The sequence below is a fragment of the Aurantimicrobium sp. MWH-Uga1 genome (assembly GCF_003325955.1).
Taxonomy (GTDB): Bacteria; Actinomycetota; Actinomycetes; order Actinomycetales; family Microbacteriaceae; genus Aurantimicrobium.
Genome location: NZ_CP030929.1, coordinates 317,378 through 339,564 on the forward strand (window position 1 = coordinate 317,378; position 22,187 = coordinate 339,564).

The following is a 22,187-nucleotide window of genomic DNA, read 5'->3' on the forward strand; positions in this document are numbered from 1 at the left end:
GGACAGGTTAAATCCAGCTGGGCAGCCACATGTGGATCTGCCAATACCAGTAGGGAATTTGCATTCCTGTCCACAGAGGATAAAAGAAAATGCTCAGTAGGACGGCAAGTATCCCGAGCACGGTCAAGATGGCAATACCAGTCGAACGCCTGTACTCATCTTTCGTGCTCAGAATCAGTCCCACGACAAAAGTGATGGCCAGAATCATGTAGGGCTCAAAGATAATGCCGTAGAACTGAAAGACGGTGCGGTTGAGATACATCAACCAGGGCACGTACCCGGCAACCATACCCATCAGGATGATGCCGACCTTCCATTCGCGGTAGCGCACGAAGCGGTACACCAGGTAGCCCACGGCAGCTGCACCACCCCACCAAATGAGTGGGTTGGCGATTGCGGTGATGACAGATGAGCAGGAGTCGAAGTCACACCCGTTTTCACCCAAGCTTGCGCCTTGGTAGTACATGCTGGTGGGGCGAATCATGAGCAGCCACGTCAACGGATTGGCTTGGTAGGAGTGGGGAGTGACGAGGCCTACGTGGAATTGGTAGGCAGAGACGTGATACGCCCACAAACTCTGGAACCAATCTGGCGCCCATGCCAAAGGGCCACTCCAGCGCAGTCCGGGGTTGGTCGTGACGAGGTCGCGGTAGTACCCGCCGGTGGTGAGAATCCATCCCGTCCACGTTGCAAGATAGGTCACAGCAGCGATGGGAACCATCAGGATAAACGTTGCAGGCGCTTGTTTGAGTGCGGCAGCAGAGAGCCAAAAATGCAAACCAGCCCGACGCCGATCCAGTGCATCCATCACAACGACGTACACGGCAAAAGCAGCCAAGAAATAGAGCCCAGACCACTTCACACCACAGGCCAAACCAAAAGCAAGACCAGCAAGGATCAGGTAGGGCCTGTTCCACAGTGTTGGCCCCCACGTAGGACCTTCTCCGTTTTCTGCTTGGGCTTTTCGTCGGGACATCCATGCCATGAGCTGGGGGAGGTTTTGCCTTCGATCCAGCACGACAAAGAAAAATCCTGTCAGGGTGAACAACGCCGCAAAGTTATCTAACAGGCTCACCCGAGATAACACGATGGCGTGGCCATCAATGGCCATCAGACCTCCGGCAACCATGGTCAGCACAGTTGAGTGGAAAAGCTTCTGCGCAATCAGCATCACCAGAAGAACAATGAGGATGCCGGCAACCGCCACACCCACACGCCAGCCGAAAGCGTTCGCAGGCCCCAAGGCGGCCATACCCAACGCAATCAGCCATTTACCTAGAGGTGGGTGAACCACATAGGACGGGTCGTTCGTGAATCCATCGGTGACCCCCGCATTGAATTGCGGGTCAGGGTTCTCTCCCCACGTGGATTCGTAACCGTTATTCCACAGCGTCCACGCATCTTTCACGTAGAAGGTTTCGTCAAATACGAGAGAGTGAGGATTGCCCAGATTCCACAGACGTAGTCCTGCAGCCACCAGAAGTATCCCTAAAGGTCCCGCCCAGTGGCCTGTTTTCGCCCACGCCCTTTTCACCCGTTTAGCCTACCGACACTCGACCCTGCCAGACTGGGACGGTGATCATTCTGGCGGCGACCCCTATTGGCAATCTCGGTGATGCCTCGAGTCGGCTCATCGAGGCCCTCAGCGAAGCAACCGTTATTGCCAGTGAAGATACTCGCACCACTTCCAAGCTATTGAGTGCGTTAAGGATTGAGAATCGCCCTAAGCTCATTGCTCTGCACGATCACAACGAAACCTCCAAGAGCCCAGAGATCATCGAGCTTGCCCGTGAAAACGATGTCCTCGTGCTCTCCGATGCAGGAATGCCCACCGTCAGTGATCCCGGCTTTCATCTTGTTGAAGCAGCGGCAGCAGCAGGAATTCAGATCACAGTTATTCCCGGGCCCAGCGCAGTCATTACTGCGCTCGCCGTGGCGGGGCTTCCCACCGACCGTTTTACCTTTGAAGGTTTTCTTCCACGAAAACAAGGTGAGCGGAAGTCTGCCTTTCGCGAACTTGCTCGCGAATCGCGCACGATGGTTTTCTTCGACTCTCCCAACCGCATTGCTGAATCTCTTGCGGATGCACGTGATGAGTTAGGCGCAGATCGACCGGCGGCTGTCTGTCGAGAACTCACCAAAATGTATGAAGAGGTGAAGCGGGGGACCCTGGCTGAACTCGCCGACTGGGCCGCCGTAGGCGTCCGCGGCGAGATTGTTCTCGTAGTTGGGGGCGCCACCGCGGCAACTCTCACAGTGGAGGAGGGATTAGCTCAGGTTCACGTTCTTGTTGCTGCCGGTATGCGCTTGAAAGAGGCCACGACGCAAGTTGCAGAAGAAACGGGCTTATCTAAGCGGGAGCTCTATCAAGCTGCCCTTTCTAGTAGGTGAAATAAATCACTTGCAGATAAGGTTAGGCTACCCTAACCTAGATTTAGTTAGGTAAGCCTTACCTAATACTTTTCGCGAGTATCCTGCGTTTCCCCCTGAAAGTCCTTATGAACATCTCTTCTCTAAAATCCTCACTTCTTGCTGCCGGTACAGCACTCGCTCTGGTAGTTGGCTTATCGGCATGTGCCACAGAACCTGCTGCCACTGCCGATGGCACCGTCGTTGTTTATGCCGGACGAGATGAAGCACTAATCGCTCCTCTGATCGAGAAATTCACCGAAGAAACCGGAATCGATGTTGATGTTCGCTATGGCTCCACGCCAGAACTTTCAGCATTGCTGTTGGAAGAGGGAGAAAGAACTCCTGCGAATGTATTCCTCTCCCAGGATGCAGGCGCTCTCGGTGCGCTCTCTGATGCAGGGCTGCTGGCGACCCTCCCCGCGGACATCACCGATGCAGTCCCTGCGGAATTCACCTCCACCGATGACACCTGGGTTGGTGTGACGGGGCGTGCACGCGTCATTGCCTACGACAGTGAAAAATACACTGAAGCAGAAATTCCTAACTCAGTGCTAGAACTCACTGGACCACAGTGGTCTGGACTTGTCGGTTTCCCGCCGGGGAACGCAAGCTTCCAATCTTTTGTCACTGCACTTCGTGTTCTTGAAGGTGAAAAAGTCGCCGAGCAATGGGTTGCCGATATGGCCAAGAACGCACCTGTTTTGACTGAGAAGAACGGAGCAACCCTGGATCTGGTTAACGCAGGCCAGCTCGATCTTGCCCTCATCAACCATTACTACTGGTACGAGCGCGCAGCAGAGCTAGGCCAAGAGAACATGAGAGTCCAGATTAAGTTCCTTCCCGGCGACCCTGGTGGAATTGTGAATGTGACCGGGGCGGGGATTCTCAAGAATTCGGCAACGGATGCTGATGCTCTTGCATTTGTGAAATACCTCGTCAGTGAATCAGCACAGGAGTATTTCGCTACGACAACATTTGAATATCCGCTGGTGCCAGGGGTCGCTTCCCCAGAAGGTCTGCCTGTGCTCGAAGAACTCGCGAATACCCAACTTGATTTGGCCGATCTAGCGTCACTGGCCGAAACCCAAGCGCTATTGGCAAAGTATGGGCTGTTGTAGGTGAGCACTCTCGTTAACGTCGCCCGCCCGCCACTGTGGTTAACAGTGGCGGGCGCTCTCGCGTCGTTAACGACCTTGGTTCCCTTGATCTATCTGTCGCAGCGTGCGTTTGGCGGTGGTTGGGAAAGTGTTGTGGAGCTACTGAGTAGGCCACGAATGTCTTTATTGCTGTGGAACACACTGTCCTTGGGTATTGCCGTAACAGCCACAGCGATTGTTCTTGGCTTGGTCAGTGCCTATTTCCTTGCCCGCGTTAATCTCCCCGGGCGCCGATGGTGGCTGGTGATGGCCACCATCCCGTTGGCAGTGCCCAGCTATCTGGCGGCCTACGGTTTGCTGGCCGCGTTTCCCACCACACAGGGTTTTTGGGGCTCGTGGCTTGTCCTCGTTGCGGTGACAACTCCCTATGTCACTCTCCCCGTCACAGCTGCACTGCGCGCAGGAACGACAGATTTTGATGATCTCTCCAGAACTCTGGGAGCTCCGGGCTGGAAAGCACTGCTACCAGGCACCTGGCATCAAATTCGCGGAGCAACGCTGGCCGGGGGATTGCTGGTCTTTCTCTACACCATTGCTGATTTTGGTGGTGTGGCACTGTTTCGTTTTCCCGTCCTCACCACAGCAATCCAGCAAGCGTATGGTGCCAGCTATGACCGTAACTTGGCAGCGCTCCTGAGCATGATTCTTGTTGCCCTGGCACTCGTCACAGTGTTTTTTGAACGCCGTGCCCGCGGAAGGCTTTTCACTGCAAAAACTTCTACTCGTGGCCGCTCACGGCTGCACCCGTTAACCGGCAAGAACATCTGGCTTGGAATGGTTTTGTTGATTGCTCCCGTGGTTGGTGCCGTTATTCCTATTGGGGTCATGGTGGTGCGCATGTTTGATGTCAACGCGCTCGGGGAAGTCCGCTGGGACAATCTCGCATCGGCCACCCTCAACACGGTTGTGTTGAGTTTTGGCGGCGCCACCATCGGTCTGTTGTTGGCAGTGCCGATAGGGATTTTGGCGGGAAGATATCGCTCGAAAATAGTGAGCACTATCGAATCACTGGGCTATCTCCCGCTGGGATTACCTGGAATCGTAGTTGGACTTGCTCTGGTCTTCTTTGCGTTGTCTACGGTTCCGGTGCTGTACCAGACGGCGTTCTTGTTGGCCTGTGCCTACGGCTTGCTGTTCATGCCTAAAGCTGTGGGAACTATTCGCCAATCTGTGCGAGCTATACCAACGTCCCTGTCCGATGTGTCATCTTCCCTGGGGTATTCCACGAGACAGCGATTGGTCTCGGTGTATTTACCGTTGACCCGCACGAGCTTTCTCGTGGCCTGGCTACTGATTGGAGTCACCGCGATGAAAGAACTTCCAGCCACCTTGATGCTGCGTCCAACTGGAATGAACACCTTGGCAACTGAGTTGTGGGCGAAGACAGATGTTGCCTCCTATGGCGCGGCAGCGCCCTATGCGCTAATGCTTGTCATCATTGCGGCAATCCCTACACTCTTGTTAGTGCGTTCAGAAACGACCCCGGAGGTGAAGTCATGAGAGCTTTTCTAGACATCACAGACCTCAACGTTTCGTATGGGCACACTCACGTTCTTTTTGATATCAACCTTGCAGCACAGCAGGGCGACTTTGTTGCGATAGCAGGCCCCAGCGGTTGTGGAAAGACCACCCTGCTTCGAACAATCCTGGGGCTCGAACGGGCTCAAAGCGGAACAATTCGTCTAGGACGCAGCATTCTCACCATGCACGGAATTCATCTGGTTCCAGAAAAGCGCAACATCGGCTGGGTTCCCCAAGACGCGGCACTTTTTCCCATGCTGACGGTGGCAGAAAACATTGCGTTCTCCTTGGCTAAATCTCCTCGGGGAGTGAAAAAGCAGGCCCAATCAGAACGTGTGGACGAACTGTTGGAACTCATCAACCTCACTTCGCTGCGCAACAGAATGCCCAGCGAGCTCTCTGGCGGACAAGCCCAACGCGTTGCTCTAGCTAGGGCACTGGCTGCTCAACCACAACTGGTGTTGATGGATGAGCCTTTTGCCGGGCTCGACCCTGTCTTGCGATCTGACCTCCGCGCTGAAGTCAAAGCCATCCTCAAAGCAAGTTCGACAACGGCACTGTTGGTCACTCATGACCAAACAGAGGCTCTTTCTATTGCAGACACAGTTGCTCTGCTCAACCAGGGACGTATTGAGCAAGTGGGAGCACCTTCAGTGGTCTACAACACTCCTGCAAGCAAATGGGTAGCCGAATTCCTTGGTGAAGCAAACCACCTTGTGGGTACCCGGCGCGGTGATGTCGTGGAGACAATTCTGGGAACAACACCGTTCACCTGGAGCGGTGAACCTTCGGAGAGAGTGACTCTTGATGTGTTGATTCGACCCGAGTCTTTACGTATCACCGAGTCGGGGGACTGGAAAGTCACCGCGATTGAATATTGCGGTCATGACGCCCTCTTAACTCTGCACAGAGGTATGGACAGGCTCGATGTTCGTGTTGCACCTCAGGAGATACGCTCTCGGGGTGATCAGGTCGGTGTGGCACTGGAAGGGCCGGTATTGGCATACCCTGCCTCCTAGGGATTGTGCGTGGTTCGAGGGTTGAGCTGAGCAAAATAGAATAGAAGCTATGTCTGCCGGCAAAAGCTTTTATGTAACCACGCCTATCTTCTACGTGAACGACGTGCCCCACATTGGTCACGCCTACACCGAGGTTGCTGCTGACGTGCTCGCACGCTGGCACCGCCAGGCTGGAGACCGTACCTGGATGCTCACCGGTACTGACGAGCACGGTGAAAAGATCTTGCGGACCGCAACCGCTAACGGGGCAACGCCGCAGGAATGGGTCGACCGTTTAGTGGAGTCTGCCTGGAAGCCTCTGTTGGACACCATCGACATTTCCAACGATGACTTCATTCGCACCACCGATGCTCGCCACGAAGATAACGTCAAGAAGTTCCTTCAGCATCTGTATGACGCTGGGTTTATCTACACCGGTGAATACGAAGGTTCTTACTGTGTTGGATGTGAAGAATACAAGCAGGATTCAGACCTCGTAGAGGGCACCGGTGAATTCGCGGGTGAGAAGGTCTGTGCTATTCACTCCAAGCCGGTAGAAAACCTGCACGAGAAAAACTACTTCTTCCGCATGAGTGATTTCACTCAGCCTTTGCTCGACATGTATGAAGCAAACCCCAACTTTGTGCAGCCAGAGTCTGCGCGCAACGAGGTTGTGCAGTTTGTGAAGCAGGGTCTGAACGACCTTTCCATTTCACGCTCGAGCTTCGACTGGGGAATCAAGCTTCCCTGGGATGAATCCCATGTTGTGTACGTATGGTTCGATGCCCTGCTGAACTACATCACGGCAGCTGGCTATGGCTATGACGAAGAGAAACTGGCGTCGCTGTGGCCGGCAACTCACATCGTGGGTAAGGACATCCTGCGCTTCCACGCAGTGATCTGGCCAGCAATGTTGATGGCTGCCGGTGTCGAAGTACCGCACCAGGTTTATGGACACGGTTGGCTGCTTGTTGGTGGCGAAAAGATGTCTAAGTCCAAACTCACCGGTATTGCACCCAACGACATCACTGACACTTTTGGTTCTGATGCGTTCCGCTACTACTTCATGAGTGCCATCAGCTTTGGTCAGGATGGCTCCTTCAGCTGGGAAGACCTCTCTGCTCGTTACCAAGCAGAGCTGGCAAATGGTTTCGGTAACCTCGCCTCACGCACACTAGCTATGGTCACGCGCTACTTTGATGGTGTTGTTCCTGCAGCAGGTGAGCTCACACCTTCGGATAAAGCCATCGTGGATGTTGTCGCTGCTTCTGTTGCAGAAGCAGACGCTGCAATTGAGCGACTTGCCATTCACGAAGCCGTGGCCGCGATCTGGTCTATCGTTGATGCCCTCAACGGTTACATCACCGAACAGGAGCCATGGGCTCTTGCCAAAGATCCTGCTCAGGCAGAACGTTTAGCCACGGTGCTCAACACTGCGACTGAAGGTTTGCGGGCACTTGCTGTCCTGCTTTCTCCCTTTATGCCTCAGACAACCCAGAAACTGTGGAACGCTCTTGGTGTTGAAGGTAGCCTCGGTGCACTGACTGCACAGCCTATTCGTGAGGCTGGAAGCTGGAACCAGATTCCTGGGGGAACAACCGTCGGAACTCTGGAAGCACTCTTCCCCCGCATTGAGTCGGCTGCTGAGTAATCCTCAGGACAACGTATGACCGAATCGGCATATATCCGCCACCGGGACACCACCTCGGAGCACGGACAGAAGCGTGATTTGTCCTACCCACCACTGCCAGAACCACTTCCGGTGGCGGTCTATGACAATCACACGCACCTCGAGATTTCCGATGGAGATCAGCCCATTGATTACCGTGAACATCTCGAACGGGCAGCAGAGGTTGGCATCGTCGGCGTCATACAAGTGGGCGGGGATGTCGAAACCTCGAAATGGTCTGCTTCTGTTGCTGCAGCTGAACCACGCATGTTGGCAGCAGTAGCTATCCATCCCAACGAAGCCCCCAACTATGAACAAGCAGGAACTCTTGATGACGCGCTCGCGGTCATCGATGAGTTAGCTGCCTGGCCTCGCACGCGCGCGGTGGGAGAGACGGGGCTTGACTTCTTCCGTACAGGACCGGAGGGACTTGCTGCCCAACACCGCTCGTTTGAAGCACACATCGAGATTGCGAAAAAGCACAACATTGCCATGCAGATTCACGATCGTGATGCGCACGATGACGTGATTGAAACTTTGTTGCGGGTAGGAGCACCAGAGAAAACCGTATTTCACTGTTTTTCAGGAGATGCCGCCATGGCACAGATTGCCGCAGATAACGGGTGGTATCTCTCCTTCTCAGGAACCATTACGTTCAAAAAGAATGACGAACTCCGCGAGGCGCTTAAAGTCATTCCACCTGAGCTCGTGTTGGTGGAAACGGATGCACCCTTCCTCACGCCAACCCCGTTTCGCGGCCGTCCCAACGCGCCCTATTTGACCCCACACACGGTGCGAGCAATGGCAGAGGTGCTTGAGGTGGACTTAGGGGATCTGTGTGCACAGATCGCGTTTAACACGGAAACGGTTTACGGCTCGTGGCAAGACGGGCTTGTTGAATGAGTGTGAAACTCCTCGGCCCCGCCGAGATACGTGACCTAGCTGAGCTGCTTGATGTCACCCCGACCAAGAAGCTGGGACAAAACTTTGTCATCGACGCCAATACGGTGCGCAAGATTGTCAAAGTTGCTCACGTGGAAGCTGGGGACTCGGTGGTGGAGATCGGTCCAGGCCTCGGCTCACTCAGCTTAGGCATCGTGGAAGCAGGTGCCTCCCTCGTTGCTGTCGAGATTGATGGTCGTCTTGCAACGCAGCTGCCGGAAACCTTTTCCCAGATGGCACCGGATGCTCACCTGACGGTCATTCATGAAGACGCCATGAAGATCATGGAATTGCCCAACGAGCCCACACGCCTTGTAGCAAATCTCCCATACAACGTCTCCGTTCCCGTCCTTCTGCACTTTTTAGAGCACTTCCCAAGTATTCGCTCTGGTGTTGTCATGGTGCAGGCAGAGGTTGGTCACCGTCTGGCTGCTGAGCCAGGCTCCAAGGTGTATGGCGGACCCAGCGCTAAAGCTGCCTGGTATGGGTCATGGCGTATTGCTGGGACTGTGAGCAGGCAAGTTTTTTGGCCCGTACCCAATGTGGATTCTGTGTTGGTCGGTTTTGAACGCGATGTCGAAGAGCCCGGAGACGAGGCTCTTCGTCGCCGCACATTCGACATTATTGATGCCGCCTTTGGCCAGCGTCGGAAAATGCTTCGCCAAGCTTTGGCAGAATTATGTGGTTCCAGTGCTGCAGCAATTGAACTTCTTGAACGCTCTGGCATCGAACCCACTTTGCGCGGAGAGCAGTTGGGCATCGCTGAATTCGTATCTATCGCCCGCGCCAGTTAGGTTGGATTTATGACCGACACTGGCGTCCGAGAGATGGTTCACGTCCGAGCCCCCGGCAAGATCAATGTCTCACTCGCCGTTGGCGCAGTGATGGAAGATGGCTACCACGATGTAGCGACCACCTACCAGGCTGTTTCACTCTACGAAGACATTCGTGCTTATCATGCTGATGATTTCTCCGTCAGCTTCACCGGCGACTTTGATCTCAGTGGCATCCCCCTAGATGCATCCAACCTGGCCATCAAAGCAGCCCAGCTGCTCGCCCGCACTGCGAAATATCGTGGCGGGGTTCGCCTCGAAATCCAGAAGAACGTTCCCATTGCCGGCGGTATGGGTGGAGGCTCAGCAGATGCTGCCGGATCACTCGTCGCCTGTGACGCACTGTGGGGAACCAACCTGGGTAAGGATGCACTCCTAGAACTTGCTGCGCAGCTGGGAGCAGATGTTCCCTTTGCGTTGATGGGTGGCACCGCCATTGGTACTGGTCGCGGCGATCGGCTTAGTCCCGTACTGACCAGTCACGAACATTTTGAGTGGGTTCTTGTCTTGGCTGAATATGGGCTGAGCACTCCTGCCGTCTATGGCGAGCTTGATGCGCACCGTGAACGTCACGTTGCAGACATCAAACCCGCACCGCAATCTCCCACAGTGGACACCCACGTTCTGCAGGCGCTGCGTGCAGGAGATCCCGTCATGTTGGCAGACTCCCTCAGTAATGATCTGCAAGCACCTGCACTGCACCTCCAACCAGCACTCGTTGACATTCTCGAACTGGGTGAAAGTAATGGGGCCCTCGCCGGTATTGTTTCCGGTTCTGGCCCCACACTGGCTTTCCTCGCGCAAGACGTTGAATCAGCGATTGATCTGCATGTTACCTTGAGTTCTGCCGGTCACAAGGTTGTTCGAGTTACTGGTCCAGTTCACGGTGCCAGACTCGTGAACGACTAATGGCGCACCTTCTCGGTGGAGAAAACATCCACCTGGAATTCCCCACCCGCGTTATCTTCGAGGGCGTCACGGTCGGCATCAACGATGGCGACCGGATTGGCATCGTCGGCCGCAATGGTGATGGAAAATCCACCCTGATGAAGATTTTGGCAGGACGCCTTGAACCAGATCAGGGCCGTGTCACCCGCCGCGGGGGCATCACCCTCGGCATGCTCGATCAAGCCGACGAGGTCGACCCTTCCCTCACCGTCGGCGAAGCAATCGTGGGCGGGATCGAAGAACACGTATGGGCTGGCGACGCCAAAGTTCGTGATGTGCTGGCAGGGCTTGTCGCCGATATTCCCTGGGATGCGAAAGTCGGAGATCTCTCCGGTGGTCAGCGTCGCCGCGTTGCACTGGCCGCGCTGCTCACCGGCGACTGGGATGTCATTTTCCTCGATGAGCCCACCAACCACTTGGATGTGGAAGGTATCGCGTGGCTTGCTAGTCACCTCAAGAAACGCTGGCCTGCAGGACAAGGTGGTCTTGTTGTCGTCACTCACGACCGCTGGTTCTTAGATGAAGTCTCCACCGCTACCTGGGAAGTTCACGACCGTATTTTGGAGCCCTTTGAAGGTGGCTATGCAGCGTATGTGTTGCAAAGAGTCGAACGCGATCGTATGGCCGCCGTCAGTGAAGCAAAACGCCAAAACCTGATGAAGAAGGAACTGGCGTGGTTGCGTCGCGGTGCTCCTGCTCGCACAGCCAAGCCCAAGTTCCGTATCGAGGCAGCTAACGCCCTTATCGCCGATGAGCCACCCGTTCGTGACAAGGTCACTTTGGCCTCCATGGCTATGCAACGACTGGGTAAAGACGTGGTTGATCTGGAGAACGTCAGCGTGAGCTTTGGCGAACAGAAGGTGTTGAAGGATGTGACGTGGCGTATTGCGCCGGGGGAGCGCACCGGAATCCTCGGTGTCAACGGCGCAGGCAAATCAACGCTCTTGGGGGTGGTCTCCGGTCACGTTCAGCCCACCTCTGGACGCGTGAAGCAGGGAAAGACCGTCAAAATTGCCACCCTCACCCAGCAACTGGATGAACTCACAGCAGTTCAAGACATGCGTGTGAGCGCGGTGGTTGCGGAAAAGAAAACAACCTATTCCGTCGGGGGCAAGGAGATGACTCCGGGGCAACTTTTGGAGCGTCTGGGTTTCACTTCTGCCCAGCTGGCAACCCCGGTGAGAGATCTCTCTGGTGGTCAAAAGCGCAGACTGCAGCTGTTGTTGATTTTGCTGGACGAGCCCAACGTGTTGATTTTGGATGAGCCCACCAATGACCTCGATACCGACATGCTCGTGGCGATGGAGGACCTTCTGGACACCTGGCCAGGAACTCTGCTCGTGATTTCTCACGACCGCTATCTGCTCGAGCGCATTACCGATAACCAATACGCGGTTCTCGAGGGGCACTTCACCCACTTACCCAATGGCGTTGACCAATACTTGTCTATCCGCGCCAAACAGCTGGCTGCGCCAGCAGCAGTACCCACGCAGGCGTCAGTCGCTGCCAAGCCACACAGTTCTCTCAGTGGTGCGCAGCTGCGCAACGCGGAGAAAGAATTTGCGTCCATCGAGCGCAAGATTGCCAAGCAGCAGGAGGATGTGAAAGCAATCCACGCCAAAATGGCGGAGCATGACCCGAACGATTACGTCGGTTTGGGCGCACTAGCGGAAGAAATTAGTAAGTGTGAAGGCACTATCGCAGATTTGGAAATGCGATGGCTCGAGCTCAGTGAGCTACTGGGCTACTAACTAATCGATTGAATCCTGCTCAACAACATCGATACTCAGTCTGCGCAGGGATTCGGCTAAGCGATGTTGTTCAGAGCGGGAAAGTGACGCTAGTAGCAGAGCTTCAGCATCCACCAGGCGCGTGATTGCTGCATCAACACGGGTGAGTCCAGCTGCGGTCATCTCCACCAGGACACCACGACCATCGTTGGGATCCTCGCGACGGATAACAAGTCCGTTTTCAACTAAACGGTCGATGCGGTTGGTCATAGTTCCACTGGAAACCAGGGTTTGTTTCAGCAAAGCCTTCGGGCTCAGTTGATAGGGGGCGCCTTCACGGCGCAGTGCTGCAAGTACATCGAACTCCCAGGATTCCAGCTTGGATTTGTGGAAAGCATCCTTTCGGGCCCGGTCCAACAGCTTCGCTAAACGCCCAACACGCGAGAGAACTTCGAGTGGAGAAAAGTCGAGATCCGGGCGTTCGCGCTTCCACGAACGCACAATGCGGTCGACTTCATCATTCTCTGGGGCCATGAAACCATTATCCCTTCTGGAATCTGGCAGACTGTACTAGTGACATCCAGTGCTGGATTTCACAATTCCGCCATAGTGTAATGGCAGCACAACAGTCTTTGGATCTGTTGGTCTAGGTTCGAGTCCTGGTGGCGGAGCTCCCCATAACAACATTGGAGAAACTTTGGCCGACGCACAGCTAGCAATCGTAGTTCTTGCGGCAGGCCAAGGAACTCGAATGAAGAGCTCAACTCCCAAGCTGTTACACAAGCTGGGTGGAGTATCAGTGGTCAGCCATGTTCTTGCAACCGCTCGCCAGCTTGATGCTGCTCACGTTGTTTCCGTGGTGCGCCACGAACGTGATCGCTTAGTTGAAGTCATCGAGGTTGATCTGCCGCAGAGCATCATTGTTGACCAGGATGAGATTCCTGGAACTGGTCGAGCTGTTGAACTTGCCGTTGCGGCACTGCCTTCTGGTTTTGCTGGTGATGTACTTGTTGTCAACGGTGATGTTCCACTCTTGGATGCTGAAACCTTGCAAGGTTTGATAAATCAGCACCGCGACGCTCAGGCAGCAGCCACAATTCTCTCAACAGTTTTAGAAGATGCAACAGGTTATGGCCGCGTTGTTCGCTCGGCAGACGGCAACCTCGAAAAACTCGTTGAACACAAAGATGCCACGGCAGAGGAACTAGCCATCAACGAAATCAACGCGGGAATTTATGTGTTCTCCGCACCTGAACTTCGTGCACAGCTCAGTAACCTCACCCTCGATAACGCCCAGGGCGAGAAATACATCACGGATGTGATTGGTCTGCTACGTCAAGCAGGTGCAACGGTGGCTGCTGTCGAGATTTTGGATTCTTGGAAAGTTGAAGGAATCAATGACCGGGCGCAACTCTCGCGCGCAGCAGGGCTACTCAACGGATTGATTGTTCGCGGTTGGCAGCTTGCCGGTGTGACCATCACTGATCCTGCAACCACGTGGATTGATATCCAGGTTCAGCTCGCTCCAGATGTTGAAATCAAGCCAGGAACCCAGCTCCTTGGCGCCACGGTTGTCGAAACTGGCGCGGTAATTGGGCCAGACACCACGCTTCTCGATACTGAGGTGGGGGAAGGTGCTGTGGTCAAGCGCACCGATGCCACACTCTCTGTTATTGGTGCCGGCGCTTCCGTTGGCCCGTTCTCTTATTTGCGTCCAGGAACCTACCTCGAAGCTGACGGCAAGATTGGCACCTTCGTGGAGACCAAGAACGCACGCATTGGCAAGGGAAGCAAAGTTCCCCACCTGTCTTATGTTGGCGATGCCACCATCGGTGAAGGCAGTAACATCGGTGCCGGCACGATCTTCGCGAACTATGACGGCGTGACCAAGAGTCACACCACCGTGGGTTCCCACGTGAGAACTGGTTCTCACAACACATTCGTTGCGCCAATTAGTATTGGCGATGGAGCATACAGTGGCGCTGGTGCGGTCATTCGTAAGGATGTCCCAGCCGGAGCTCTCGCCATCAATGTTGCTCCACAGCGCAATATGGACGGCTGGGTTCAAGCCAACCGTCCCGGCACCGCCGCAGCGAAAGCTGCGGACGAGGCCAAATAAGTTCCCTCTCACCAGAGAAACCTCACCCGAAAGGCCTTCAATGTCCGAACTTTCTGTCCCGACAAAGAAGAAGCTCGTTCTGGTGAGTGGGCGAGCGCACCCCCAGCTTGCTTCTGAGGTTGCTTCCCAGCTCAAGACTCACGTCTCGGGAACGGACCTGCGCACCTTTGCTAACGGTGAAATCTACGCTCGCTATGACGACAGTGTTCGTGGCGCGGATGTTTTCGTAGTTCAATCACACACCGCCCCCATCAACGAATGGGTGATGGAGACCTTGATTATGGTGGACGCGCTCAAACGTGCCTCCGCCAAGCGCATCACAGTGGTTGCCCCCTTCTACCCCTACGCTCGACAGGATAAGAAAGGTCGCGGCCGCGAGCCCATCTCAGCACGTCTGATTGCTGACCTATTCAAAACTGCTGGTGCTGACCGCATCATGAGCGTGGATCTCCACGCAGCACAGATTCAGGGATTCTTCGATGGCCCTGTGGACCACCTCTTTGCTATGCCCGTTCTTCTGGAGCACTTCCGTGCTCAACTTGACCCCGCAACCCTCACAGTGGTCTCCCCAGATATGGGCCGTGTTCGTGTGGCAGATATTTGGTCCGAAAAACTCGGTGCGCCACTGGCGATTATTCACAAGCGTCGTGACCCTAAAGTCCACAATCAGGTGACCGTTCACGAAATCGTCGGTGAAGTTGAAGGACGTGTCTGTCTACTGGTCGATGACATGATCGACACTGGTCGCACGATTGTCAAAGCTGCTGAAGCATTGGTTGCCAACGGTGCTATCGGAGTGGTTGTTGCTGCTACCCACGCAGTGTTCTCTGACCCTGCGTGTGAAATTCTGCAGTCGGAATTCATCTCAGAGGTTGTCGTCACCGACACCCTTCCGGTTCCAGAAGAGAAGCGCTTCGACAAGCTCACCATACTGCCGATTGCGCCACTGCTGGCAAGCGCAATCCACGAAGTCTTCGAAGAAGGTTCGGTTACCTCAATGTTTGATGGGGCTGCTTAATTTCTCCACAACCTGTGACATAAGGTTTGTTGCACAGAAACAAACCCCACTCAATTGAGTGGGGTTTTCTGTTCTTATCATGTGGTCATGACTGTGATTCAGAAGATTGTATATACTTTAGATATATACAAGGAGAAGTTCATGACTTCAAGCAAAATCTTCTATAACAACACCACTCAAGCAGTGAGGCTTCCAAAAGATGTTGCGTTTGCTCAAGACGTAACTGAGGTAGAGATATTTGTTCAAGGTGAAACTCGCGTGATAGCGCCAAAGGGGCGGAGTTTGGTTGCCTGGATGCAAACAGGGCCCCACTTTACAGAAGACTTTATGGTCGATAGAGATCAACCACTGATGCCCGAGGATGACGAAGGATTTTTCGCGTAGTGGGCTACCTCTTTGACACCAACATTCTCATCCACCTTGACCGTCACGGTGATATGAAACTTGCAGAACGAATTCAAGATGTTCTTCCAAGTTCGGGAATCTCCGCGATTGCTGTGATGGAAATGTATTACGGTGTTGCTCGATCAACTCGAGTCGAAACTAATCTCGTTAAAACACAATCATTGCTGAGCATCATTCCCATCTTCGAATTCACCGCAGCAGATGCCTACGAAACAGGCATGCTCAGGGCAGAGTTAGCGCGTGCAGGAACTCCTGTTGGTCCTTTTGACGTGTGCATTGCGGGTCAAGCACGCGCCCGTAAGCTCACACTTGTGACGGCGAATTCTCGAGAATTCGAACGTGTTCCCGGACTAAAGGTTGAAAACTGGCTCGTTAGTTAGCCGGAGTCTCCGGGCATACGGACATGAGTGCTGATCCCGGGTAGGACTCCTCAATTGTCTTCAGTGCTTGCGTAATCGCAGTGGGCTCAATTGTGGGTGTCCCAACAATAGGAGCCAATGGTGAGTCCAGCACTGTGAGAGCAAGCAGAATGACGGCGAGCATTCCCCAGGCCATCGCGGCAGAGATCCGGGCAAGCCACTTTCGGTCAGCCAAGTGCATGGCCAGCAAGGCAGCCATGATGAAGCTGGCGAAGAAAATAACTAACCAGACAACGTGAGGAATCATGGCAGTATTGCCCATGACGAGCTCCTCGCGAGCATCTGTCAAGTCTGAGACGCTTCCCAAAAGAACTGGGTAGCTACCCTGTTGCTGGTTGGTATCCAGAGTGACCTTGCTCACGTCATAGTTGAGCTTTAACAGCCAATCTTCGGTTGCGGGAGAACCACCTGGGGTTCCATTGCCAATAGCTTCCCAATCTGAGGTGGCAATGGAGCGTAGTGTGCAGACTGTGTCACGCCTGATCTCCATCCGTTGAGATTCTTCCATAGTTTCTGTCGAGGTAAACACCCCAACGCTACTGCGAGCAACAGCTTGAATATTGCTCTTGGTGTCATCAAATTCGGTAACGCCGAAGCTCAGGAGCAAACCCAGCAAAATACCAACGGCACCACCAACAAAAGCAAGAGTGTCTGTAAGGCGACCAAGCTCGTGGCCCTTCAATGACCCTTCGGTGAAACGGTTGTCGGCAAAACGGTGAATTGCTCGGCCCACAAACCACCCCACCAAGACGCAAGCAAGCAGGATGCCTTGGGTGATCAGAATTTGCACAAACATAGTTTTACAAGCCTAGTTCGGCGAGAGTTGGTGGGTTACATCCAGCACGTGAACACGTAATCGCACCGACCTCAGCAGCCAGCGTGAGCAGGTCAATCCAGTCATCTATGGTGACCTTTGCGAGAAGCTCTTCAGCGTTAGCTCCTAGTGCACCCCTGTGCTGCAAACCATACAGCGTTGCTCCCAGGAACGAGTCACCAGCTCCCACGGTGTCTACTAGTTCAATCACGGGAGCCTTCACGCTCACAGTGTCGCCTGTTGGGGTGAACAAGGTTGCCCCGTCAGCGCCGCGGGTCATGATGACGTGCTGGCCCTCGGTGGCCCAGTGGCGAGCAGTGTCGACGGGGGAGCGGTCTGGGTAGAGCCACGCTAGATCGTCATCAGAAGCCTTGACGATGTGAGCAAGTTTGATTTGGCGCTCCACGCGAACGGTCTCGTTTTCGCGCTCAAAACCCAAACCTGGACGAATGTTGAGGTCTATGACAACCGTGGAGCCTTGGGTGGAGTGGAGGTGTCCCGCTAAGTTCTCGATCACCGATGCGCCAGGTTCTATTGCTGTAGCGACAGAGCCGATGACAAGAGCAGCGGGTGGTTCTACTTCGAGGTGAAGGAAGGCACCTAGAGTCCATCCCCAGTCCGCCGTGCCCTTGAGATAGAAGCTGTAGCTAGCTTTGCCCTGCTCATCTAGTGAAGCAACTGCGAGCGAGGTGGGATCGCTGGTGCGCTCCACGAGCGAAAGGTCAATGTTTTCTGGGCTGAGCCAGTTGTGCAACTTTTCCCCGAACTTGTCGGTGCTCATGCGTCCAGCAAAGCTGACATGAGCCCCCAAGCGGGCTAGGGCAATAGACACATTGGCTGGCGCACCACCTGGCTTCGCCTGGTAGCTTCCATCAGCCTGCTGGATGAGGTCAATGAGTGCCTCACCGATGACCACTATGCGATCACTCATCGACGTCTCCTTCGACAGTGTGGGGAGGGAAGCCCCGTTACGAGTTAGTGAGTGCTGGGCTCAGCTTCGATTTCAGAGCGGTCACCAGACCACAGAGTGTGGAAGGTGCCAGGCATATCAACCCGCTTGTAGGTGTGTGCACCAAAGAAGTCGCGCTGACCCTGCACCACAGAAGCAGGCAGACGCTCAGCACGGAGGCCGTCGTAGTAGGACAGCGAAGAAGCGAAAGCTGGGATGGGATATCCAGCCAGTGACGCGCCAGCGACAATGCGACGCCACGCACCTAGAGATTTAGCAACAGCATCGGTGAAGTAGCTATCAAGCAGGAGAGAGAGCAAGTTTGCGTCCTTGCCATAAGCCTCGGCAATGCGGTTGAGGAACTGTGCACGAATAATGCAACCACCTCGCCAGATCTTGGACACCGCGCCTAAGTCAATGTTCCAGTTGTATTCTTTAGCACCGGCGCGAATCGCATCGAAGCCCTGAGCATAAGCAACAATCTTCGATGCATAGAGTGCGCGGCGCACGTCCTCAACAAATGCAGCCTTGTCAGCAACGTTGTAAGCAACAGTGTCTGAAGGAAGGTTATTGGCTGCATCGCGCTGAGCACGTTGTGAAGAAAGTGAGCGAGCGAATACTGCCTCGGCAATACCGGAAACAGGAACGCCCAAGTTCAGTGAAGTTTGCACAGTCCAGACACCTGTTCCCTTGGAACCAGCCTCATCGAGGATGACATCTACGAGTGGCTTTCCGGTCTTTGCATCAACCTGCTTGAGAACCTCAGCGGTGATCTCAATGAGGTAGGACTCGAGCTCACCCTTGTTCCATTCGGTAAAGATGTCTGCAATCTCTGCTGGAGTGAATCCACCAATGTTGCGCAGTAGGTCATACGCCTCAGCGATGAGTTGCATGTCTGCATACTCAATACCGTTGTGAATCATCTTCACAAAGTGACCAGCCCCATCTGTGCCGACGTGAGTGACGCAAGGCTCACCCTCGGCAACAGCTGCGATGGAAGAAAGGATGGGGCCTAGGGTCTTGTATGACTCTGCCGAACCACCCGGCATGATGCTGGGGCCCTTGAGCGCGCCCTCTTCACCACCGGAAATACCGGCGCCGACAAAGTGAATGCCGGTGGGGGAAATGGCTGCTTCGCGACGAAGAGTGTCGGTGAAGAGTGCGTTACCACCATCAACGATGATGTCGCCGGGTTCGAAACGCTCAGCGAGCTGGTTGATAACGGCGTCAGTACCAGCACCAGCCTGAACCATGATGATGGCGGTGCGGGGTTTCGCCAGCGATGCGACGAAGTCGTCGATGGTCTCGGAGGCAATGAAACCTGCTTCGGGGTGCTCAGTAATGAGTTGTTCGGTACGCGCATAGGAGCGGTTGTAAACAGCAACGGTGTTACCTTCGCGGCTGGCAAGGTTACGTGCCAAGTTGGAACCCATAACGGCGAGTCCTACGACTCCGATGTTTGCCTTCGCGCTCACGAATGCGTCTCCTAGCTTGAGAAATAAAAAGGTGGGAAAAGGTAGAGAAAAAGTCGTCTCACTGAATAAGTCTCTGTGTTCAATCGTACCCGAGTTGAGTAAGCCACCTTCCTCGATTTCGCGCTGTTACGGCTTTCCCGGTACAGTAAAGACGTACTTCGGCGAGGGATATCTCTTGGATATCCGTTATCGACGCGGTGGAATGTGGCTCTTGCCGTTTCCTCACGCTGACATGCGTTCGAGTTGAAAACACGAGACGAGGCCACGGCCTCACAAGAAGGAGGCCATCATGGCTGAAATTGATAACAAGGTTCCCGCAGAGGTCCGCACCCAGTTCGGTAAGGGTTTTGCTCGCCGTCTGCGTGCAGCTGGCCAGATTCCTGCCGTCGTATACGGTCACGGCTCAGAGGTGCTGCACGTCGCTCTTCCTGCACGTCAGGTTTCTCTGCTTCTTCGTAAGAAGAACGCAGTACTCGACCTCCAGATCGATGGCAAGAGCCAGCTCGCACTGGTGAAGGACGCTCAGAAGGATCCCGTACGCCAGATCATCGAGCACGTTGACCTCGTTGTCGTCACCAAGGGTGAGAAGGTTGTCGTTGACGTTCCCATCCACATCGTGGGTACTCAGCAGTCTGGTTCAACACTTGAGCTCGACGCCAAGTCAGTCCACCTTGAGGCAGAGGCGACTCACATTCCTGAGTTCATTGAGGTTGACATCGACGGAGCTGTTCCTGGATTCCGCGTCACCTACGCTGACCTGAAGTTGCCAGCTGACGTTGCAGTTTCTGGTGATTCTGACCGCCTCGTTGTGCACGTACACGGTGCGAAGGCTCGTGACCTTGCAGAGTCTGGTGAAGAGCTTGCAGCTGAACTTGCTGACGAAGCAGCTCACGCTGAGCACAAGGCAGAAATCCACGCTGAGCAGCACGACGCAGAGAAGGCAGAAGCTCTCGCTGACGCTGAGCTCTCTGGTGCAGCTGCAGCAGCTGAGGCTGCTGAGTAATTACTCCAGTGAGTAATACCTGGCTTGTGGTCGGGCTCGGTAACCCTGGGCCCGACTACGCCGGCCATCGCCACAACGTTGGTCAGATGGCACTGTCGCAGTTAGCCAGCGACATCGGGGCAACATTCAAGTCCCACAAAGCCAACGCGCTTGTTGCAGAAGGTTGGGTGCGCCCCGGAGGCCCCAAGTTGATTCTTGCCAAGCCCAACACTTTTATGAACCTCTCGGGTGGCCCCGTTGCCAACTTGTTGAAGTTTTATGGCATCGAACCCTCAAACCTCATCGTCTTACATGACGAACTCGACATTGACTTTGATGTGGTGCGCCTGAAAAGCAATGGAGGTCACGGAGGCCACAACGGCCTGCGAGACATCATTGCTGCCATTGGCACGAACGAATTTGACCGTGTTCGCATCGGCATCGGGCGCCCGCCTGGACGTCAGGACGCTGCCGACTTTGTGCTCTCCAACTTCAACTCCTCTGAGCGTGACGTCTTGCCGCATGTTTTAGCGCACGTCTGTGATGCCGTGGACATGATTGCTACAGAAGGTATTCTCGCCGCTCAGCAGCGCTTCAATTCCCCGTCATAACTTGTCAGCTCACGCAAAGCTTGAACGTTTACGCTTAATAGCGTGAAGTTCTCAGCCCGTACTCAGATGATTGCCGCCTTGGCAGTTAGTGCTGTGCTGATTACATCTACCGCTAGCTGGGGTTCTCAGGTTTATGTTGAAACCCGGGCTTCTGCCCAGCAACAAACCCAGCAGCTAATCTCTTCAGGAAAAGAACAAATCACAGCGTTGACAGAACGCTCTGCTGATTTGGAAATGGCTATCGCCAATGCCACAACCATCCTGAATGATTCCAGTGGGAAAGTGCTTGATGAGAATGCACGGCAAACCTTAGAAAAAAGCATCTCGACTGCCCAAGCGACGCTTGTTGCGAATAAGAAGGCATTGAGCAAGTTGAAGTCTCAGTTGAGCTCACTTTCCAACACTGATCTGTGGGAAGAGTTACTTCCAACACTCAAGCGTGACCGCGCAGAAAACTCGATCACGATTAATAAAAATGATGTTGAGTCCCTCGCCAATAACGTCATTGCACTAGGCCAGGGTATTCAAGCCGTTCAGGCAACACAGGCAGCATGGCAGGCCGAGCAGGAGCGCGTAGCGGCAGAGCAGGCTGCCGCTGCCGCGGCTCAGGCAGCAGCAGCCCGTGCTGCGGCTCGTAACGCAGCAGCAAAAAGTACTTTGAGCGAATCTGGCGGTGGAACTGCACCAAGTGCCCCAGCGCCCCCATCAACACCACCCCCAGTGATTTCCGCTGCGTTTAGTGTCGAGGCATACGTATCAGCATTGGCCCCAAACTCATATATTTCTTGGGTACCTGACTTGTGCATTCAGTATTACGCATGCGGTGAAGCCTGGGTTGGTGGTACCAATTCAACCCCAGTTGAAATTCGACTTGATCCAGCAAAACGCGAAATTTATGCCAACACAATCGGGATTTCTGTGTTGGTTCATGAAGCAGCACACGCGCGTCAGTGGTGGACCTACGGCCCAAGAATTCTTGATGAAAGCTTGGCCCAAGCCCCACAATTCACTGCCCCCGCTGGTTCGACACCTCAGCAACAACTTGACGCAGCAAAGCGAGCCGTGGAATACATGGCGGATTGCGCAACGATTGGAAAACTGGGCTATTCAACCGGGGCCTACACCAATTCATGTACTGCGGATCAACTCGCACGAATCTCAGCTATCTGGTGACCTGCGTAAACT

21 protein-coding genes and 1 tRNA gene are annotated in these 22,187 nt (G+C 54.4%); 17 read left to right on the forward strand and 5 right to left on the reverse strand.

Annotated elements, in window-relative coordinates:
- Window positions 1-7 precede the first annotated feature (7 nt).
- Window positions 8-1,534 (reverse strand): dolichyl-phosphate-mannose--protein mannosyltransferase, encoded by a 1,527-nt coding sequence (locus AURUGA1_RS01645; protein WP_114128586.1) that lies wholly within the window; start codon window positions 1,532-1,534, stop codon window positions 8-10.
- 41 nt (window positions 1,535-1,575) lie between these two features.
- On the opposite strand from AURUGA1_RS01645, the gene rsmI reads away from it, so the two are divergent.
- From rsmI to AURUGA1_RS01690, 9 genes are all read left to right on the forward strand, one after another.
- Entirely contained in the window at window positions 1,576-2,391 is an 816-nt protein-coding gene (rsmI, locus tag AURUGA1_RS01650; RefSeq protein ID WP_114128587.1) for a 16S rRNA (cytidine(1402)-2'-O)-methyltransferase, read from the forward strand.
- Between the two features lie 107 nt (window positions 2,392-2,498).
- Window positions 2,499-3,530 (forward strand): iron ABC transporter substrate-binding protein, encoded by a 1,032-nt coding sequence (locus AURUGA1_RS01655; RefSeq protein WP_114128588.1) that lies wholly within the window; start codon window positions 2,499-2,501, stop codon window positions 3,528-3,530.
- Entirely contained in the window at window positions 3,531-5,069 is a 1,539-nt protein-coding gene (locus AURUGA1_RS01660; RefSeq protein WP_162784028.1) for an iron ABC transporter permease, read from the forward strand.
- Window positions 5,066-6,109: an ABC transporter ATP-binding protein gene (locus AURUGA1_RS01665; RefSeq protein WP_114128590.1), complete on the forward strand. Its 1,044-nt coding sequence runs from the start codon at window positions 5,066-5,068 to the stop codon at window positions 6,107-6,109. The genes AURUGA1_RS01660 and AURUGA1_RS01665 overlap by 4 nt, the downstream gene beginning before the upstream one ends.
- Before the next feature lie 49 nt (window positions 6,110-6,158).
- Window positions 6,159-7,739 (forward strand): methionine--tRNA ligase, encoded by a 1,581-nt coding sequence (metG, locus tag AURUGA1_RS01670; RefSeq protein ID WP_114128591.1) that lies wholly within the window; start codon window positions 6,159-6,161, stop codon window positions 7,737-7,739.
- Window positions 7,740-7,754: 15 nt separating this feature from the next.
- Window positions 7,755-8,660 (forward strand): TatD family hydrolase, encoded by a 906-nt coding sequence (locus tag AURUGA1_RS01675; protein ID WP_114128592.1) that lies wholly within the window; start codon window positions 7,755-7,757, stop codon window positions 8,658-8,660.
- Window positions 8,657-9,493, forward strand: a complete 837-nt coding sequence (rsmA, locus tag AURUGA1_RS01680) for a 16S rRNA (adenine(1518)-N(6)/adenine(1519)-N(6))-dimethyltransferase RsmA (protein ID WP_114128593.1) — start codon at window positions 8,657-8,659, stop codon at window positions 9,491-9,493. The genes AURUGA1_RS01675 and rsmA overlap by 4 nt, the downstream gene beginning before the upstream one ends.
- Window positions 9,494-9,502: 9 nt before the next feature.
- Window positions 9,503-10,441 carry a 4-(cytidine 5'-diphospho)-2-C-methyl-D-erythritol kinase gene (locus tag AURUGA1_RS01685; protein WP_114128594.1) on the forward strand — a complete coding sequence of 313 codons (939 nt, stop codon included), beginning with the start codon at window positions 9,503-9,505 and terminating at the stop codon, window positions 10,439-10,441.
- On the forward strand, window positions 10,441-12,231 hold the full coding sequence (locus AURUGA1_RS01690) for an ABC-F family ATP-binding cassette domain-containing protein (protein ID WP_114128595.1): 1,791 nt from the start codon (window positions 10,441-10,443) through the stop codon (window positions 12,229-12,231). Before AURUGA1_RS01685 ends, AURUGA1_RS01690 begins: the two co-directional genes overlap by 1 nt.
- On the opposite strand, the gene AURUGA1_RS01695 is transcribed toward AURUGA1_RS01690, so the two are convergent.
- Window positions 12,232-12,744 carry a MarR family winged helix-turn-helix transcriptional regulator gene (locus tag AURUGA1_RS01695; protein WP_114128596.1) on the reverse strand — a complete coding sequence of 171 codons (513 nt, stop codon included), beginning with the start codon at window positions 12,742-12,744 and terminating at the stop codon, window positions 12,232-12,234.
- Between the two features lie 66 nt (window positions 12,745-12,810).
- Here AURUGA1_RS01695 and AURUGA1_RS01700 point away from each other — a divergent pair.
- From AURUGA1_RS01700 to AURUGA1_RS01720, 5 genes are all read left to right on the forward strand, one after another.
- A tRNA-Gln gene (locus AURUGA1_RS01700) sits at window positions 12,811-12,881 on the forward strand.
- 26 nt (window positions 12,882-12,907) lie between these two features.
- A complete protein-coding gene (gene glmU / locus AURUGA1_RS01705) occupies window positions 12,908-14,329 on the forward strand; it encodes a bifunctional UDP-N-acetylglucosamine diphosphorylase/glucosamine-1-phosphate N-acetyltransferase GlmU (RefSeq protein ID WP_114128597.1) in 1,422 nt (473 codons plus the stop codon).
- Window positions 14,330-14,369: 40 nt separating this feature from the next.
- The gene (locus tag AURUGA1_RS01710; protein WP_114128598.1) at window positions 14,370-15,347 is read left to right on the forward strand and encodes a ribose-phosphate diphosphokinase; all 978 of its coding nucleotides are present in this window, start codon (window positions 14,370-14,372) and stop codon (window positions 15,345-15,347) included.
- An 87-nt stretch (window positions 15,348-15,434) separates the two neighbouring features.
- Entirely contained in the window at window positions 15,435-15,731 is a 297-nt protein-coding gene (vapB, locus tag AURUGA1_RS01715; RefSeq protein WP_205214658.1) for a type II toxin-antitoxin system VapB family antitoxin, read from the forward strand.
- Window positions 15,731-16,132, forward strand: a complete 402-nt coding sequence (locus AURUGA1_RS01720) for a type II toxin-antitoxin system VapC family toxin (protein ID WP_162784029.1) — start codon at window positions 15,731-15,733, stop codon at window positions 16,130-16,132. The genes vapB and AURUGA1_RS01720 overlap by 1 nt, the downstream gene beginning before the upstream one ends.
- On the opposite strand, the gene AURUGA1_RS01725 is transcribed toward AURUGA1_RS01720, so the two are convergent.
- From AURUGA1_RS01725 to gndA, 3 genes are read right to left on the reverse strand one after another with little or no spacing between them, the layout of a single operon-like run.
- Complete coding sequence (locus AURUGA1_RS01725; RefSeq protein ID WP_114128600.1) at window positions 16,125-16,967, reverse strand: hypothetical protein; 843 nt, start codon at window positions 16,965-16,967, stop codon at window positions 16,125-16,127. The genes AURUGA1_RS01720 and AURUGA1_RS01725 overlap by 8 nt on opposite strands.
- A gap of 4 nt (window positions 16,968-16,971) precedes the next feature.
- Entirely contained in the window at window positions 16,972-17,916 is a 945-nt protein-coding gene (locus AURUGA1_RS01730; protein WP_114128601.1) for a carbohydrate kinase, read from the reverse strand.
- Between the two features lie 44 nt (window positions 17,917-17,960).
- Window positions 17,961-19,367, reverse strand: coding sequence for an NADP-dependent phosphogluconate dehydrogenase (gndA, locus tag AURUGA1_RS01735; protein ID WP_240187400.1), 1,407 nt, complete (start codon window positions 19,365-19,367; stop codon window positions 17,961-17,963).
- A gap of 331 nt (window positions 19,368-19,698) precedes the next feature.
- On the opposite strand from gndA, the gene AURUGA1_RS01740 reads away from it, so the two are divergent.
- Genes AURUGA1_RS01740 through AURUGA1_RS01750 form a run of 3 tightly spaced genes read left to right on the forward strand, consistent with a single transcriptional unit; the run spans window position 19,699 to window position 22,175 of the window.
- On the forward strand, window positions 19,699-20,412 hold the full coding sequence (locus AURUGA1_RS01740) for a 50S ribosomal protein L25/general stress protein Ctc (protein ID WP_114128603.1): 714 nt from the start codon (window positions 19,699-19,701) through the stop codon (window positions 20,410-20,412).
- An 8-nt stretch (window positions 20,413-20,420) separates the two neighbouring features.
- Complete coding sequence (gene pth / locus AURUGA1_RS01745) at window positions 20,421-21,002, forward strand: aminoacyl-tRNA hydrolase (protein WP_114128604.1); 582 nt, start codon at window positions 20,421-20,423, stop codon at window positions 21,000-21,002.
- A 42-nt stretch (window positions 21,003-21,044) separates the two neighbouring features.
- Window positions 21,045-22,175 carry a hypothetical protein gene (locus tag AURUGA1_RS01750; RefSeq protein WP_114128605.1) on the forward strand — a complete coding sequence of 377 codons (1,131 nt, stop codon included), beginning with the start codon at window positions 21,045-21,047 and terminating at the stop codon, window positions 22,173-22,175.
- Window positions 22,176-22,187: the final 12 nt, after the last annotated feature.